The 14,390-nt window shown below is 70.8% G+C and carries 9 protein-coding genes; 5 read left to right on the forward strand and 4 right to left on the reverse strand.

Annotated features, from left to right (window positions below):
- Positions 1-32: 32 nt before the first annotated feature.
- Together OOK40_RS24460 and OOK40_RS24465 are read left to right on the forward strand one after the other, a co-directional pair.
- On the forward strand, positions 33-6,392 hold the full coding sequence (locus OOK40_RS24460) for a type I polyketide synthase (protein ID WP_266485768.1): 6,360 nt from the start codon (positions 33-35) through the stop codon (positions 6,390-6,392).
- 111 nt (positions 6,393-6,503) lie between these two features.
- Positions 6,504-6,713: a DUF5988 family protein gene (locus OOK40_RS24465; RefSeq protein WP_266485770.1), complete on the forward strand. Its 210-nt coding sequence runs from the start codon at positions 6,504-6,506 to the stop codon at positions 6,711-6,713.
- Between the two features lie 262 nt (positions 6,714-6,975).
- On the opposite strand, the gene OOK40_RS24470 is transcribed toward OOK40_RS24465, so the two are convergent.
- From OOK40_RS24470 to OOK40_RS24480, 3 genes are read right to left on the reverse strand one after another with little or no spacing between them, the layout of a single operon-like run.
- Entirely contained in the window at positions 6,976-8,235 is a 1,260-nt protein-coding gene (locus tag OOK40_RS24470; protein WP_266485773.1) for a VWA-like domain-containing protein, read from the reverse strand.
- Positions 8,232-9,494 (reverse strand): AAA family ATPase, encoded by a 1,263-nt coding sequence (locus OOK40_RS24475; protein WP_266485775.1) that lies wholly within the window; start codon positions 9,492-9,494, stop codon positions 8,232-8,234. The genes OOK40_RS24470 and OOK40_RS24475 overlap by 4 nt, the downstream gene beginning before the upstream one ends.
- A 58-nt stretch (positions 9,495-9,552) precedes the next feature.
- On the reverse strand, positions 9,553-10,974 hold the full coding sequence (locus tag OOK40_RS24480) for a hypothetical protein (RefSeq protein ID WP_266485777.1): 1,422 nt from the start codon (positions 10,972-10,974) through the stop codon (positions 9,553-9,555).
- A 1,201-nt stretch (positions 10,975-12,175) separates the two neighbouring features.
- Between OOK40_RS24480 and OOK40_RS24485 the strand changes: the two genes are divergently transcribed.
- Both OOK40_RS24485 and OOK40_RS24490 read left to right on the forward strand, forming a co-directional pair.
- Positions 12,176-12,781, forward strand: a complete 606-nt coding sequence (locus tag OOK40_RS24485; protein WP_266485780.1) for a calcium-binding protein — start codon at positions 12,176-12,178, stop codon at positions 12,779-12,781.
- Between the two features lie 65 nt (positions 12,782-12,846).
- On the forward strand, positions 12,847-13,626 hold the full coding sequence (locus tag OOK40_RS24490; protein ID WP_266485782.1) for a calcium-binding protein: 780 nt from the start codon (positions 12,847-12,849) through the stop codon (positions 13,624-13,626).
- 238 nt (positions 13,627-13,864) lie between these two features.
- On the opposite strand, the gene OOK40_RS24495 is transcribed toward OOK40_RS24490, so the two are convergent.
- On the reverse strand, positions 13,865-14,185 hold the full coding sequence (locus OOK40_RS24495; protein ID WP_266485785.1) for an alpha/beta hydrolase: 321 nt from the start codon (positions 14,183-14,185) through the stop codon (positions 13,865-13,867).
- On the opposite strand from OOK40_RS24495, the gene OOK40_RS35460 reads away from it, so the two are divergent.
- Positions 14,105-14,320, forward strand: a complete 216-nt coding sequence (locus OOK40_RS35460) for a winged helix-turn-helix domain-containing protein (RefSeq protein WP_353961858.1) — start codon at positions 14,105-14,107, stop codon at positions 14,318-14,320. The two genes, OOK40_RS24495 and OOK40_RS35460, sit on opposite strands and share 81 nt — an antisense overlap.
- Positions 14,321-14,390 lie beyond the last annotated feature (70 nt).

The following is a 14,390-nucleotide window of genomic DNA, read 5'->3' on the forward strand; positions in this document are numbered from 1 at the left end:
CCCGTCAACCCGACGGGAGGGGGAGGTTTCTGATGGTCCAGCAGGAGCACGGTGTCAACGGTGGGTACGAGCGTATCGCCGTCGTCGGACTGGGATGCCGGCTTCCCGGCGACGCCGATTCACCGGCCGCGCTGTGGCGGCTTCTCGCCGACGGACGGGACGCCGTCGGCGACCCTCCCGCCGGAAGGGCGCAGCACGGGACGTGGGGCGGTACGTGGGGCGGCTCCGGGCCCGGGGACCCGATGGCCCGGCAGGGCGGCTATCTGCGTGATGTGGCGGGCTTCGACGCCGGATTCTTCGGAGTCTCCGGTCGCGAGGCAGACGTACTCGATCCGCAGCACCGCCTGCTCCTGGAGGTGGCCTGCGAGGCGCTGGAACATGCCGGGCTGCCGCCGGACCGGCTCGCCGGGAGCGCGACAGGGGTATACGTGGGGATCAGCTACAACGACTTCTACGAGGGACTGGCCGGGCAGCCTCTGGAGCTTGAGGGCTCGCTCCTGACGAACGGTCACTGCGTCGCGGCGGGGCGCATCTCCTATCTGCTGGGACTGCACGGTCCTTGTGTCGCGCTGGACACGGCCTGCTCCTCTTCGCTCGTGGCACTGCACCTGGCCTGCCGGGCGCTGGCGGCGGGCGAGTGCCACCTCGCCCTGGCCGCGGGGGTCACCCTCATCCTCGGGTCGAGGACGATGAGGTCCTTCGCGCGGATGGGCATGCTCTCGCCGACCGGCCGCTGCCACACCTTCGGCGCAGCTGCAGACGGCTTCGTACGCGGTGAAGGGTGCGGCGCCGTTGTCCTCAAGCGCCTGGCCGACGCCCGGCGGGACGGTGACCGGGTGCTGGCGGTGGTGCGTGGCTCGGCCGTGAACCAGGACGGCACCTCCGACGGACTGGCCGCTCCCTCGGCGGACGCCCAGGAGGCCCTGTTCCGCCAGACCTTGGAGCGTGCCGACGCCGATCCCCGGGACATGGGGATGATCGAGACGCACGGGACGGGCACGCCGGTCGGCGACCCGATCGAGTTTTCCAGCCTGGCCCGGGTCTACGGCGTGGGTCGCGGCCGGTGCGCGCTCGGGTCGGTGAAGACCAACGTGGGGCACCTCGAACCCGCCTCCGGAATCACCGGCCTGATCAAGGCAGTTCTGTGCCTGCAGCACGGACTCGTCCCGCCCAATCTGCACTTCACCGAGTGGAATCGGGCCATCTCCGCGGAAGGCACGCGCTTCTTCGTGCCCACCACGCTGACGGAGTGGCCCATCGACTCCCGCTCGCGGCTCGCGGCGGTCTCGTCCTTCGGCTATTCCGGCACCAACGCCCACGTCGTACTCGAGCAGGCACCGGCCGGTGCTCCCCAACGCCCGTACCTCCCGCGCCGGCAGGAGATGCCAACGCCGGAGGTCTTCCTCGTACCGGCGGGATCCGCCAAGGCACTTCCGGCGGCGGCGGAGCGGCTCGCCGACTGGCTCGAGCAGGACGGGGCGAACGTCCCCCTGCGCGACGTCGCCCACACACTCGCGCTGAGGCGCTCCGCCGGCCGCGGTCGCCTCGGTGTGGTGGCCTCCTCTCGCGACGCCCTGGTTGGCGCCCTGAGGTCCTTCGCCGCCGGAAGGGCCCAACCGGGCGTGGTGTCGGGGGCCGTGGCCGCCGGGGTCTCGCGGCGCCCGGTGTGGGTGTTCTCCGGACAGGGCTCGCAATGGCCCGGCATGGGACGCGCCCTGCTGGAGCAGGAACCGGCCTTCGCCACGGCGCTGGCCGAAGCCGACGCGCTGATCGCGGCCGAGGCCGGCTTCTCCGTGCTGGACATGGTGTCCCTGGGAGTGCCGGTCACCGAATGCTCGCGGGTGCAGCCGCTGCTGTTCGCCATGCAGACAGCGCTCGCCGCCCTCTGGCGGGGATACGGAATCGAACCGGCCGCCGTCGTGGGGCACTCCATGGGTGAGGTCGCGGCGGCGGTCGTGGCCGGAGCGCTGACCCTCGCCGACGGCGTCAGGGTCGTCTGCCGCCGCTCCTCGCTGATGACCAGGATCGCGGGTGCCGGCGCGATGGCGACCGTGAGCCTGGACCGTGCCGCGGTGGAGCGGGAACTCGACGAGGCAGGGTTGAGCGGAGCGGTCTCGGTTGCCGTGCTGGCCGCGCCCGGCTCCACGGTCGTCGCCGGCGGCACCCGGGATGTTGAACGGTTGGTCGCCTCCTGGGACGCCCGGGCCATACCCGCGCATCTGGTCGCCGTGGACGTCGCCTCGCACTCGTCCCAGGTGGATCCGCTGCTTCCCGGTCTGCAGGAGGCGCTGCGGGATCTGACGCCGCAGCAGCCCCGCGTCCCGTTCTATTCGACCGTTCTCGACGACCCGCGCCAAACACCCGCGTTCGACGCCGAGTACTGGTGCGCGAACTTGCGCCGACCCGTCAAATTCGCCTCCGCGATCGCCGCCGCTGCCGCCGACCGGCACCACGTCTACGTCGAGGTCTCCCCCCACCCCGTCGTCACCCGCTCCGTCACCGACAGCCTGCCACGCGTCCTCGACAACCCGGTCGTCCTGCCCACGCTCCGCCGTGACGAGGAGGAAGCGGCCACCTTCCGCACCCAGCTCGCCGCCCTGCACTGCGCCGGCGTCCCTGTCGACTGGCCGGCGCTCTACGCGGACGGTGAGCTGTGCGACGTACCGTTCCTCACCTTCGACCGGCAGCGCCACTGGGCGGACCACACGGCCCCCGCAACACCGGCGCCGGTTGAGCCGACGGTCACTGGCTTGCCCGGCACCCACGCCGAGATTCCCGGGGAACAGGTCCGCTACTGCTGGCAGGCTGACGCGGGCATCGAGGCAGTGCCCTGGCTGGCCGACCACCGGGTGCACGGGGACCCGGTGTTCCCGGGCGCCGGCTACTGTGCCCTCGCCCTCACCGCGGGGTGCGCGGTGTTCGGCGCGCCCCCGCAGGACATCCAGGTGACCGGCCTGCGTTTCCTGGAGCTGCTGCGGCTGACCGCGCACACAGAGGTGGTCACCACGGTCACCGCCACCGCGGCCGACCGCGCCACCTGCGAGATGCATGCCCGCGGTGATGAGGGAAGCTGGGTACTCCTGGCGACCGCCGAACTGCACCACGCCGGAGCCGGTCCCCTGCCGCCGGTTCAGAAACTGACATCGCTGCCGGCCCAACACCCGGTCGTGCTCGACCCGGCCACGCTCTATGCGGGCATGCGCGCCCGGGGCATCGAACACGGCCCGGCCTTCACCGGCATCACCAGCCTCCGGGTCTCACGCGACGGTGACAGCAGCTGGGCCAGCGTGGCATTACCGCAGGCGGCGGCATCCGCGCCGCACGACCTGCGGATCCACCCGGTCCTCATCGACTGCTGCGCCCAGGTGCTCGTGGCGGGGCTCCTGCGGGATCCCGGCCGCGGTCTCGTACTCCCGGTCGGACTCGGCGCGTTGCGCATCCTCGAGGACCCCATGACGGCCGCGTACTGCCACGGCCACATCACGCAGGAGCGGGCCGACGGTGTCACCGGAGACCTTCGCCTGCTGGACGAGGCGGGCAAGACGGTGCTCGCCATCGATGGGCTGGAGCTGATACGCCACGGCGCGTCGGATGTCGCGGGATCAGGGGGAGTCGACGGCTGGTTCCTCGAGCCCCGGTGGCACGGAACCCCGCGAGCCGGGGCTACGGCTGCGCCCTCGCCAGGTAGTTGGCTCGTCATCGGGGAGGGGGACGGCTCCGCGCGGGAGCTGGCCGGTCTGCTGCGCACGGCGGGGGCGGAGACGGCTGTGCTCGACACCCCGGTGGGCGACCATCCGCCGGCAACGGTCAAGGACGCGCTCGCCGGCGGCTGGGCCGGCCGCCCGGCGAGCGCCGACGCGGTGGCCGTCCTGTGTGCACCGCCCGAGGAAGGCCCGGAACCCGCCGTGGACGGTCTGGGGCGCGCCCGGCGGCTCATCGGCACCGTCCAGGCGGTACTCGCCGGCTTCCCCAAGCCCCCACGCCTCTTCCTCGTGACCCGTGGCGCCCAGAACGTGCGGCCCGGCGAGACCGCCGACCCCGGCCAGAGCGCCGTGCGGGGAGTGGCACGCGTCCTCGCCTACGAGCACCCGGAGCTGCGTGCCACCCTTGTCGATGCCGACCCGGCCGACACGGCACTGCACCACCTGGCGGCCGAACTGCTGAACGCGGGGCCCGAGGACGAGATCGCCCTGCGCGGCGGCCACCGCCACGTCGCCCGGCTGGAATACGCGCCGCTCACCAAGGCCGAGCACACGGCGGCCACCACCCGTACCGTCCGCTACGGCGCCGACCGATTCCGCCTGCGCATCGGCCGCTTCGGCGACCTGGACAGCCTCCAACCGGCATTTGTCGCCAGGGCGGAGCCGGGTGCCGGGGAAGTGGAGGTGAGGATCGCTGCCGCAGCGGTGAACTTCAGGGACGTACTCACGGCCATGGGCCTGCTCGGAGACGGCGAGGAGGCGAGGCACCGCATCGGGTTCGAGTGCGCGGGGACGGTCGCCGCGGTGGGGGAGGGCGTGCGGGCCGTCCGCGTCGGCGACCCGGTGCTCGCCGTCGACCTGCGGGGCGGTGCCTTCGGTACGTTCGTCACCGTGCCCGACCACGCCGTCGCGCCCCTTCCGGCCGGGATCGGACCGGCAGCGGCTGCAGCGCTGCCCGCCGCGTACGTCACCGCCTGGTACGCCCTGCGGCACGTGGCCGGACTCACCGCCGGCGAACGGGTTTTGATCCACTCCGCGAGCGGCGGTACGGGACTGGCCGCCGTCGCGGTCGCCCGGATGCTGGGGGCCGAGGTGCTGGCCACGGCCGGCTCGGCGGAGAAGCGCGCCTATCTGCGTGGCATGGGGATCGAGCACGTCATGGACTCCCGGTCGCTGCGTTTCACCGAGCAGACGCGCGCCGCCACGGCAGGCGAGGGCGTCGATGTCGTCCTCAACTCGCTGTCGGGCGCCGCGATCCGGGCCGGTCTCGAAGCCCTGCGGCCCTTCGGCCGTTTCATCGAGCTCGGGGTGCGCGACATCCTTGCCGACGCGTCGATCGGTCTGGCGCCGTTCCGGAACAACATCACCCTCAGCACTGTCGACCTCATCCAACTCCAGCACGACAGGCCCGAGGTGTTCACCTCCGTGCTCCGCGAGGTGCTCGCCGAAATCGCGTCCGGCCGGCTGGCACCCCTCCCTCACCGGACCTTCCCTCTCGCCGATGCCACGGAGGCGTTCCGTCTCATGGCCGGTGCGAGCCACATCGGCAAGCTCGTGCTGACCGTTCCGGACCAGGGCGACACCACCGCGCGTATTGACGGGGAACCATCGGCCGTGCGCCCGGGTGGCGCCTACATAGTCACCGGTGGGCTGCGCGGTGTAGGGCTTGAGGCAGCCCGCTGGCTCGCCGGGCAAGGCGCGGGACATGTCGTCCTCAACGGCCGCTCGCCCGGCCCTCGGTCCACCTCACGGACCCTTGAGGAGCTGAGGGCCGGCGGTGCACGGATGACCGTGGTTCTGGGCGACATCGCCGATCCGGGCACCGCCGAACGCCTCGTGGCCACAGCCACCGCGGATGGCCTGCGGCTGCGGGGGCTCGTGCACGCCGCGATGGTGCTCGACGATGCCGCGATCACCAACATCTCCGACGAACAGCTCTCGAAGGTCTGGCGTCCCAAGGCGACGGGTGCGTGGAGGCTGCATGAAGCCACTGCGGGTCACAGCCCCGACTGGTTCGTCGTGTTCTCCTCCATGGCGTCCCTGCTGGGCAATCCGGGTCAGGGTGCCTACGCCGCCGCGAATTCCTGGCTCGACGGCTTCGCCGGCTGGCGTACCGGTCGCGGTATGCCGACGCTGTCCGTCAACTGGGGCGCGTGGGGCGAGACCGGAGCCGCCGTGGACTTCGCCGACCGCGGCTACCGGACCATTCCCACGAACAAGGGACTCCAGGCGCTGAACGCCCTGCTCGTGCACGGGCGCATCCGCACCGGCGTGATCCCGGGTGAACCGGAGACGTGGATCCTCCCGGCGGTCCGGAACTCGTCGCTGTTCGGCCTCCTCACCGACGACCGGGCCACGACCGCCGGACCGGAACCGGTCCCCGACATTCGCGGCGAGTTGGGCGCCCTTCCGGCAGGTCTCGCACGGCGTACCGCTCTCGAGGCGTACATCACCGGTCACATTCGCGCGGTGCTCCGGCTGGGAGGGGGCACCACCTTGGATCCACAAACGCCCCTGAAATCCCTCGGGTTCGACTCGCTGCTCTCTCTCGAACTGCGCACCCGCCTCGAAGCGGGCCTCGAAATCAAGATCGCCGCCAACTTCGTCTACCAGCACCCGACGCTGGCGGCCCTGGCCACCGGCCTCGCCGACCACATGGGCCTTGTGCTTGAGGACCACACCGCGTCGTGAGCCCGCGAAGGGACGCGGAGCCCGTTGCCGGGCCGCGGGAACGGGGCCCGGCAACGCTCCTTCGCCTCCTGCTCAGTTTCGAGTCAGCCCAGGCTGCTGGAGGCAAGAATCATGACCCCGTCGAATCTCGTGCTCCTCCAAGGAGGCCCCGACGACCTTCCCCAGCTCTGGGCAATGCCCCCCGGGGGGTACGGAGAACCGGTCAAGATCCTGCGCCACAACGCCTACGAGCACTTCGAGTTCGCGCACGAATACCGGACCTTGCACGGTGAGACGATGCCGGTCTACCGATGGACCTACCGCACGTACATCGCGGAGTGAAGCTGCCGATGTCCACTTCGAACCCAGGGCTCAGGTCTCGGTTGTGGCGACAATGCACCACTGGCCGACCTCTCGGCACTCCGAGTCGTAGATGGCCGAACCATCGCCGGGCTTCAAGGGGGAATGGTTTAGGTTCCCACCCCAGTATCGGAGGATGCGGTGGAACCCGACCGGCCAGCGCAGGGCCGCCGCCCGCCGACACCGACCTGGAGCCGGACGCTGCCACCCCGCTACTGGTGATCCGGCCGGGGGAGTAGGCGGCTCACCGAGCAGCGGGAGCAGACCCGATGACCACCACTCGTGCCCACTCGGGCGGCGAGTCCGGCACGTAGTCGGGATCGTCTTCGTCCCACGACCGGGCTGCCTGCTGCCGAGGGAACAGGCCCACCACCGTCCGGCACGGCGGTCGTGTGCCCGGCCAGGGTGTCTGACCGTCGGTCAGGACCACGATGACATCGGGGCGGGGCTGCGCTCGGAGCGCCCTGGCGAAGCCCGTACGCAGATCCGTACCGCCACCGCCCACCAGCGATATTCCCTCGGCACGGCAAAGCGGCTGCACCACGCGGGCCGCCGCGTCGCACGACAGCACGGTGACCAGGTCGCGACGGCCGCCCACGGCACGGGAGATCGCCGCAACTTCGAGGAGCGCGCTGCCCAGTTCGGTGTCACTGACCGAGCCGGATGTGTCGATGATCACGGAGACCCGAGGCGGCCTGCGCCGCAGGCTCGGCAGAACAACGCCGGGCACCCCGGCCGAGCGCCGCGACGGCCTGCCGTAGGTGTAGTCCTCGCCCGCGCCGGGGCCGGAGGCCGCCGAGCGGACTGCCGCTCCGAGCAACTCCCGCCACGGCTGCGGCGGGTGGAACGCCTCGTCCGCCCACCGCTGCCACCCCTTCGAAGCGTTTCCCGGACGTCCGGTGATGCCGTGCGCCACCCGGAACCGGACCGCGTCCCGTTCCTGCGCGCTGAGGCCGTGCCCGCCGTCCGGTCCCAGGTCCCACTCCCGTTCCAGTCCGTCCGCGCCGCTGCCGCAGTCCAGCCAGGCCAGATTCTGCCTATGCGGCCCGAGCCGGAACTGGCGCAGGTAGTCCTCCATGAGCTCCCCCTCGGGCAGCCCCAAGGACACCGGTTCGACAGCGCCTTCGGGCCGGACCAGCCCGTCACCGAACGCGTCGTCGTTGATCTCGCAGTCTGCGGCGATGTTCATCCGCAGCCGTTCCGCCGGGCCGGTCAGCGCGTGCTCCCGCGCGACCCGGTCACTGCGCCCGTGGTGGTCGCGCAGAAGGTGCGACACCTCGTGCACCCATACCCCCGCGAGTTCTTCGACCGGTGTCCGATCGACGAACCCCGGCGAGACATAGCACCGCCAGTGCCGGTCGACGGCCATCGTCGGTACCAGCCGCGACTCGACGGTGTGCAGGGCGAACAGGGCTGTCGCCAAGTAGGGCCGGACCCGGGCGGCGTGCAGTCGGGCGGCGAACAGCTTGTCGAGGTCCAGTGTCCCCGATGTGCCTGGGCTCATCGTCCGGCCTTCGCGGCGACCGCGGCTCGGGCCGCCGCGTGGTCTGCTCGCCGGGAGAGGGACACCGCTCCGGCGAGCCCTTCAATCGTTGCCGGAACGTCCCAGTCCTCCTGGCGCAGCGTGGCCAGGGTGGTTGCGGGGACGACCACCAGGTCCGGGGCTCCGGTCTCCACCGCCCGGACCAGGAGCGCCCACGCCGCGTCCCAGCGGGACTTCTCCGGGCGTTGGCGGACTGCCGCCACCACACCGTCGAGCACGGCTTGGCGAAGATCCCCCCGCTCGGGCAGGGCGGCACTCGCGGGGTCGGCGAGAAGCACCTCGGGGTCCGGGAGGTCCATCCGGTCCAGGCTCGCCAGCAGCTCCAGCCCCGGACCGTCCCCGACAGTGCCCCTGACCAGCAGGGAAAGTACGTCCCGGGAAGAACAGGCCGCGGTCGCGAAGGCGATCAGGCACAGGGCCATCTCCCAGCTTCGTGGGGACGGCCAGGGGCCGCCCCGGCGCGTTTCGCTGCTGGGCAGTTGGTGCACGAGTTTGGGTCGGGCGGTGAGGAGCCCGCACACCGCGCGGCGGGCGAAGTCCACGGCCCCCGACAGCTTCTCCGGAGCGAGCCGTGGCAATGTTGCCCGGGGCCAGGTCCCACCGAGGCCGCGTACGACGACCTCGTGGTCGTGGGTCCACTGAAGGTGAACGAACCGGTTGGCCAGCGGCGGGCTCAACTCCCAGCCGTCGGCCGCCGAGGACCGCGGATTGGCGGCAGCCACGATCCGGACCCCGGGCGGCAGTTGCAGGGCGCCGATCCGCCGCTCGAGCACCAGGCGGAGCAGGGCGGCCTGAACGGCTGGTGGTGCGGTGGACAGCTCGTCGAGGAACAGCAGCCCTCGGCCGGCCCGTACCAGTCGCACCGCCCAGTCCGGCGGGGCCATCGGGACACCCTGTTCCGCGGGATCGTCTCCGATCACGGGCAGTCCCGAGAAGTCGGACGGCTCGTGGACACTGGCGATCACTGTGGTCAGCGGAAGGTCCAGGGCCGCGGCAAGCTGTGTCAGGGCCGCAGTCTTGCCGATACCCGGCTCCCCCCACAGAAGCACGGGAAGGTCGGCGGCAACGGCCAGCGTCAGGGCCTCCAGTTGTGTGTCGTGGCGCGGTTCGGTGGTGGCATCGCGCAGCAGCGCCAGCAACTCGCCGGCGACATCGAGCTGGGCGGCGTGGGCCGGGTCGGAGGGGGTGCGTGTGGCAGTGAACGGGGTGCATGTGGGCATGTTTGATCACCTATGGGTTCGTGGCGAGCAGAGTGGGTGCGGGGACGGACGTCCCAGGTCAGGCGAAGTTCGCGTGGCGCGGGTGCGAGCGGAGGTCACGGGGACGGCGATCCCCGGGGCGGCTGCGGCCAGATCGTGGTCCAGGTCCGACCATGCCTGCCCTGAACAGTCCGTAGGTGATCCGCCGCAGCGCGGCCGCCTCCAACTCGTCCCGTAGAGCGCCGGTGCGCAGCAGTGCGTCGGGGCCGAGCAGGCCCTCGACGACGGTCAGCGCACCGACGGTGTCGCCATGGTCCAGTCGTTCGCGGACACCGGCGAGGCAGTCTGGACGACGGTGCGCGTCGTCGATGGCCCGCAGGCAGGGAAGCGGAGTACCGGTCAGTGCGGCCAGCAACTCCTCCCGGCGGATCTCCGCCGGGTCGTGGTCCAGCGCCGCCAACACTCCATCGACCAGGCCGATCCGGTGCTGAGCTCCCCGGCACTCCACGAGGCGCGATTGTCCTGCCGGGTCCGGAATCCGGGACGGAGTCCGGGAGGAATCGGCCGGCGAATAGTCCGGTACGAGTGCCGAGGCGACCAGCGGGTGCAGCCGGTCGGGCTCGATCGAACCGATGCGGATCAGTTCCAGGTCGGGCAGCACCCACGTCGCCGCGTCGGGCAGGACCGGCAGTGCGGAGGCGCCGTCATCGGTGGATGCCGCCGCGATCCGCAATGCGGGCGGCCCGACGCAGTCGCTGTCCGCGACCAGGTCCAGGACCAGCCGATGCCGGCCCCCGAACCGCACGAGGACGGTGCGGGTGGGCCGCCCCTCGGCGTTGAGCAGGATCCCCGCCTCGGCCGCCCACCGGTCAACTGCACAACGTCGCCCCTGCGGCACCGCCCCCAGCAGATCCGCGTCCCTCACAGAACAGCCGTCGGCGGGCGGCCGATCGGCTCCGGACCGGATCCGCAGCTCATCGGTCCTGCGTGCGTCCCACAGGTGGCGGTGCAGGTCGAGGCGGAAGCGCCGGTCGGGATGGGGATGCGGGTGACGGCGGGCGCTCGCCTCGGAGTGGGATCCGTCCCACAGCGCGAGGCTGATCCGCTGACCGGCATCGGCCCACGCCGGCGGAGTCCGGACCACGAGGTGCACTGGGCTTTCGCCGTTGCGCCCCGCAGACTCGTACCGAGCCAGAGCGATGGTCAGACCTGGGCGCAGCAGCCCGTCAGGCGCGATCCTCGGCATCTGCCAGCGCAACAGATCAGGCGCCAGATGGCGGAGATCGGCCCGGACCTGGGCCGCAAGTTCCTGGCCATGGGTACGGGTCAGGGAACGCAGATTGAGATCGACATCGATGCCTGCGGCGGCACACGCCCCCGCCCAGTCCCCGGCGAGGCGTCGGGCGGTCGCAGTCTCGATCATGGACGACGGCACGGCGAACTTGCGCACGCGCAGCCAGAAGGAAAGGCGGGAATCCCCATTCGCGATCTGAGTGAGCATCAGCACTCACCTTGCGCGGACGGGACCCCCAATCTGCCAGGAGAATGAGTCATCATCGCCGCGAGCATAACGCGCCTGACCGTGATCTTTCAGGTTGCTCCCGGTCGGAGCGCGACCCGGGCCCTGACAGCGGCCGCCGAGCGCACGGACTGCGAGCCGATCGCGGCGACCGTCGGCTGTGCTGATGGTCCTTCACCCTGCCGCACCCAGCCGCACAACCGGGCGTGGCTCGAGGCACGGGGGAGATTTTCGGTATCGAGTCGGTGGCCGCTGCGCGGGGGTGAAGTACTGGGTACAGGCTCTCCGCGGGCTCCGGAGTCGCGCGGGCCGATGAGGTCCTCATGCGCGTGTGCGACAGGGGGCATGGGTCCCCGCCGTACACCGTCGGGTCGGTGTGACCGCGCCAGCTTGTCCGGATGCGCATCATTCCAGCTCATCCGTAACAGCTTCCGCTAGAGATGCCTGGCGAACCTCGGACACCCCACTGGGCAAGGGCCGACGTCGCCGGGCCACGCATGGGACGGCGCCCCTCGATGCCTTCCAGATCGTTTTGCGAACGCCGATCGCCCCGCGTCTGGGAAATAGTTCAATGCAGTACGGACTAACCGATTCAGTTTGCACTCCCGATTGATGAGAATCCGACCGTCGGCGCGTTCAGAGGTTGATCCCTGACCCGGGCCGTATGACGGTCCACGCGCGGAGACAGTGAATGCGGTATTGGCGTTAATTCGCCTTCAGTTGGGTTTCGTATCCCGACATGCTCTGGTGGCCGGACGTTCCTGATGCTTCGTCGGCGGAGTAGGCGCCGGCGCATGAGCAGGAGAGGGAGTGGATGATCGACGACCGCTGAAGGCTGCCTGGGCATCCGGGCATCGAAGTCCGGATGGGCCGGATCCATCGGACGTCAGTGACCTGGCATTTACCCGCCCACTCGCCGCGTTTGGCGAGCCGTTCCGCCACCGCGGCCGTCCCTCCGGGAGGCAATGCGGCCCGGCCGTACGACCGAATTCAACGTTCACAACTCTTAGGGGGGTTGGCCATGAGTAGAGGGCATTTTCGCACCGTCGCACTTCTGGCAACATGCGGTTCCATTCTGTGCCTCACGGGTGGGGCTGGTGCGGCCTTCGCCGCACCGTCGCCAGGCATTCTCGCTACGACGCTGGTGAACAAGACCGGCACGACCATTACTGTCGTCGCCGGCGTGGGACGGGGGAACACCATCACCGTCTGGCAGACCGGCACCAGCATCAGGATCAGGGACACCGGAGACACGGTCGCACCGTCTGGCGACTGCACCGCAATCAGCGCGACCGAAGTCGCCTGCCCGGCCGCCGACACCACTGAACTCGTGGTCAACGCAGGCGACCAGGCCGACAATGTCACCTCCTCCCTGGCGAACCTCGGCGTCACGCTGATCGGCGGCCCGGGCGACGACAACCTCTATGGCGGGTCGGGCAACGACACCCTCCAAGGCGACGAGGGCTCCGACTTCCTCTCCGGCGGCGCAGGCAACGACACCCTGACCGGGGGAGCCGAAGCGGACAGGATCTTCGGCGGCGGCGGCAACGACTCCATCGAGGGGCGCGGCGGCGCGGACATCATCAACGGCAACGCCGGAAACGATGTGATCGACGGTGGCAGCGGCAATGAGCAGATCGGCGCCGGCAACGACTACGCGGACGGCGGAAGCGGTCGGGACACGATCGACGCCGTGGACAACGTCAGCGGGAACGACTACGTCGAAGGGGGCCCTCACATGGACGACTGCCGGGCCGACCTGGGCGACAACGTCAGCGGTTGCCCGTGATGAGCGCGTGTGAGCAGCACAGCAGACCCCGGTATGCGGCTGGACGAAACGAAAGGCGGACATCGATGAAAGCCCGGCGCATCTGCATCATGATGGTGGCAATCGGCGCACTCGTCTTCGCCCCTCAGGTCGGCGCCTCCGCCGCGGCCGGTGCGGTGCCCGGCGGCGGAGTCCTCGCCGGCACCACGGTCGTCGAGGAGGTCGGCGACAGCTTGGTCGTCACGGCCGACGAGGGTGTGTCGAACGACATCACCGTCCGGCGGCGCGGCAACGTTGTCGTGGTCACGGACACAGGGGACACCGTGGCCGCCGTCGCTCCTTGTCAGCTGACGTCGGCACACACGGCCGAGTGCCCGTTGCCCATCACGGCGGTTCGGGTCAACGCCAAGGACGCCGATGACGATGTCACCATCTCCCCGAACCTCGACGCTGCGGGGACGGTGGTCGGTGGCGAAGGCGACGACCGGCTCAACGGCGGTCCTCGGGCAGACCGGCTCGTCGGCGACGACCCGGCCTCCTTCGGCCTGCTGGCGACTCCGGGCAACGACACCATCAACGGCGGCCCGGGCAACGACACCATCTCCGGGCTGGCGGGCAACGACACCATCAACGGCAATGCCGGCAACGACACGCTCAACGGCGACGACGGCAACGACACCCTCAACGGCGACCAGGGCAATGACACGGTCACCGGAGGCAGAGGCAACGACACGCACAACGGTAACGAGGGCAATGACACCCTCAATGCCGTGGACAACCTGATCGCCAACGACAGCCTCGACGGCGGCCTGGGCTTCGACACCTGCAACCGCGATACCGGCGACACGGCAATCAACTGCCCCTGAGAATCGCCTGTCATCCGACGGATCCGCCGCATGACCGAAAGGTGTCGGGCCACGCAGCTGAGGGCCCGACACCGCAGGGTGCCGACGGCGGCCGCACGCCTTTCGCGGGCGCTGACCGGGCAGCCCGCCGAAGGTCCTTCCCGCAGCCGCCCACGAGGGCAGACGGGGGCCCCGACCGGATCGATGGTCGGGGGCCCCGTCCTTGTCCCCCCGTCTCGCGCTGTGAGCCGCCACGGAGTCAGCGCCGCAAGAGGAAGTCGAACACCGCCTGACGGCCCTTGTCGCTCACCGCTCTGGTCTGCACCGAGTGAGCGGCACCCGGCACCACCACGACCCGGGCTCGCGGCGTCAACTTCTTCTGGTCGTAAAGCCATTCCAGCGGCGTCGACAGATCCCGGTCCCCGCCGAGCAGCAGTACCGGTATGCCAGGGAGCCGTCGGTGCTCCGGCGGCAGCTGCGGAGCCGGGGTGCGCGGCCAGTGCTGCTCGGACCCACCCGCGCCGGGCTGCTCGCCGCGCTGGCACAACCGGCTTCCACCGCCCAGCTCGCGGCACGTCACTTCCTCAGTCCCGCCACGGTTTCGTACCACCTGGGCGTGCTCCACCAGGCGGGTCTCGTCGTCCGCGCCCGGTCCGGACGCGCGGTGCTCTACCGCCGCACGCCGGCGGGTTCCCGTCTGTCGGGGAGCCGGTAGACACGGCAGGCGGTGCCGCCGCAAGTCCGCGTCTGCGTTCGCCTGCGGCTGCTCGGCGATGGCCGCCAGC

This window comes from Streptomyces sp. NBC_01481 (genome assembly GCF_026339995.1).
GTDB lineage: Bacteria > Actinomycetota > Actinomycetes > Streptomycetales > Streptomycetaceae > Streptomyces.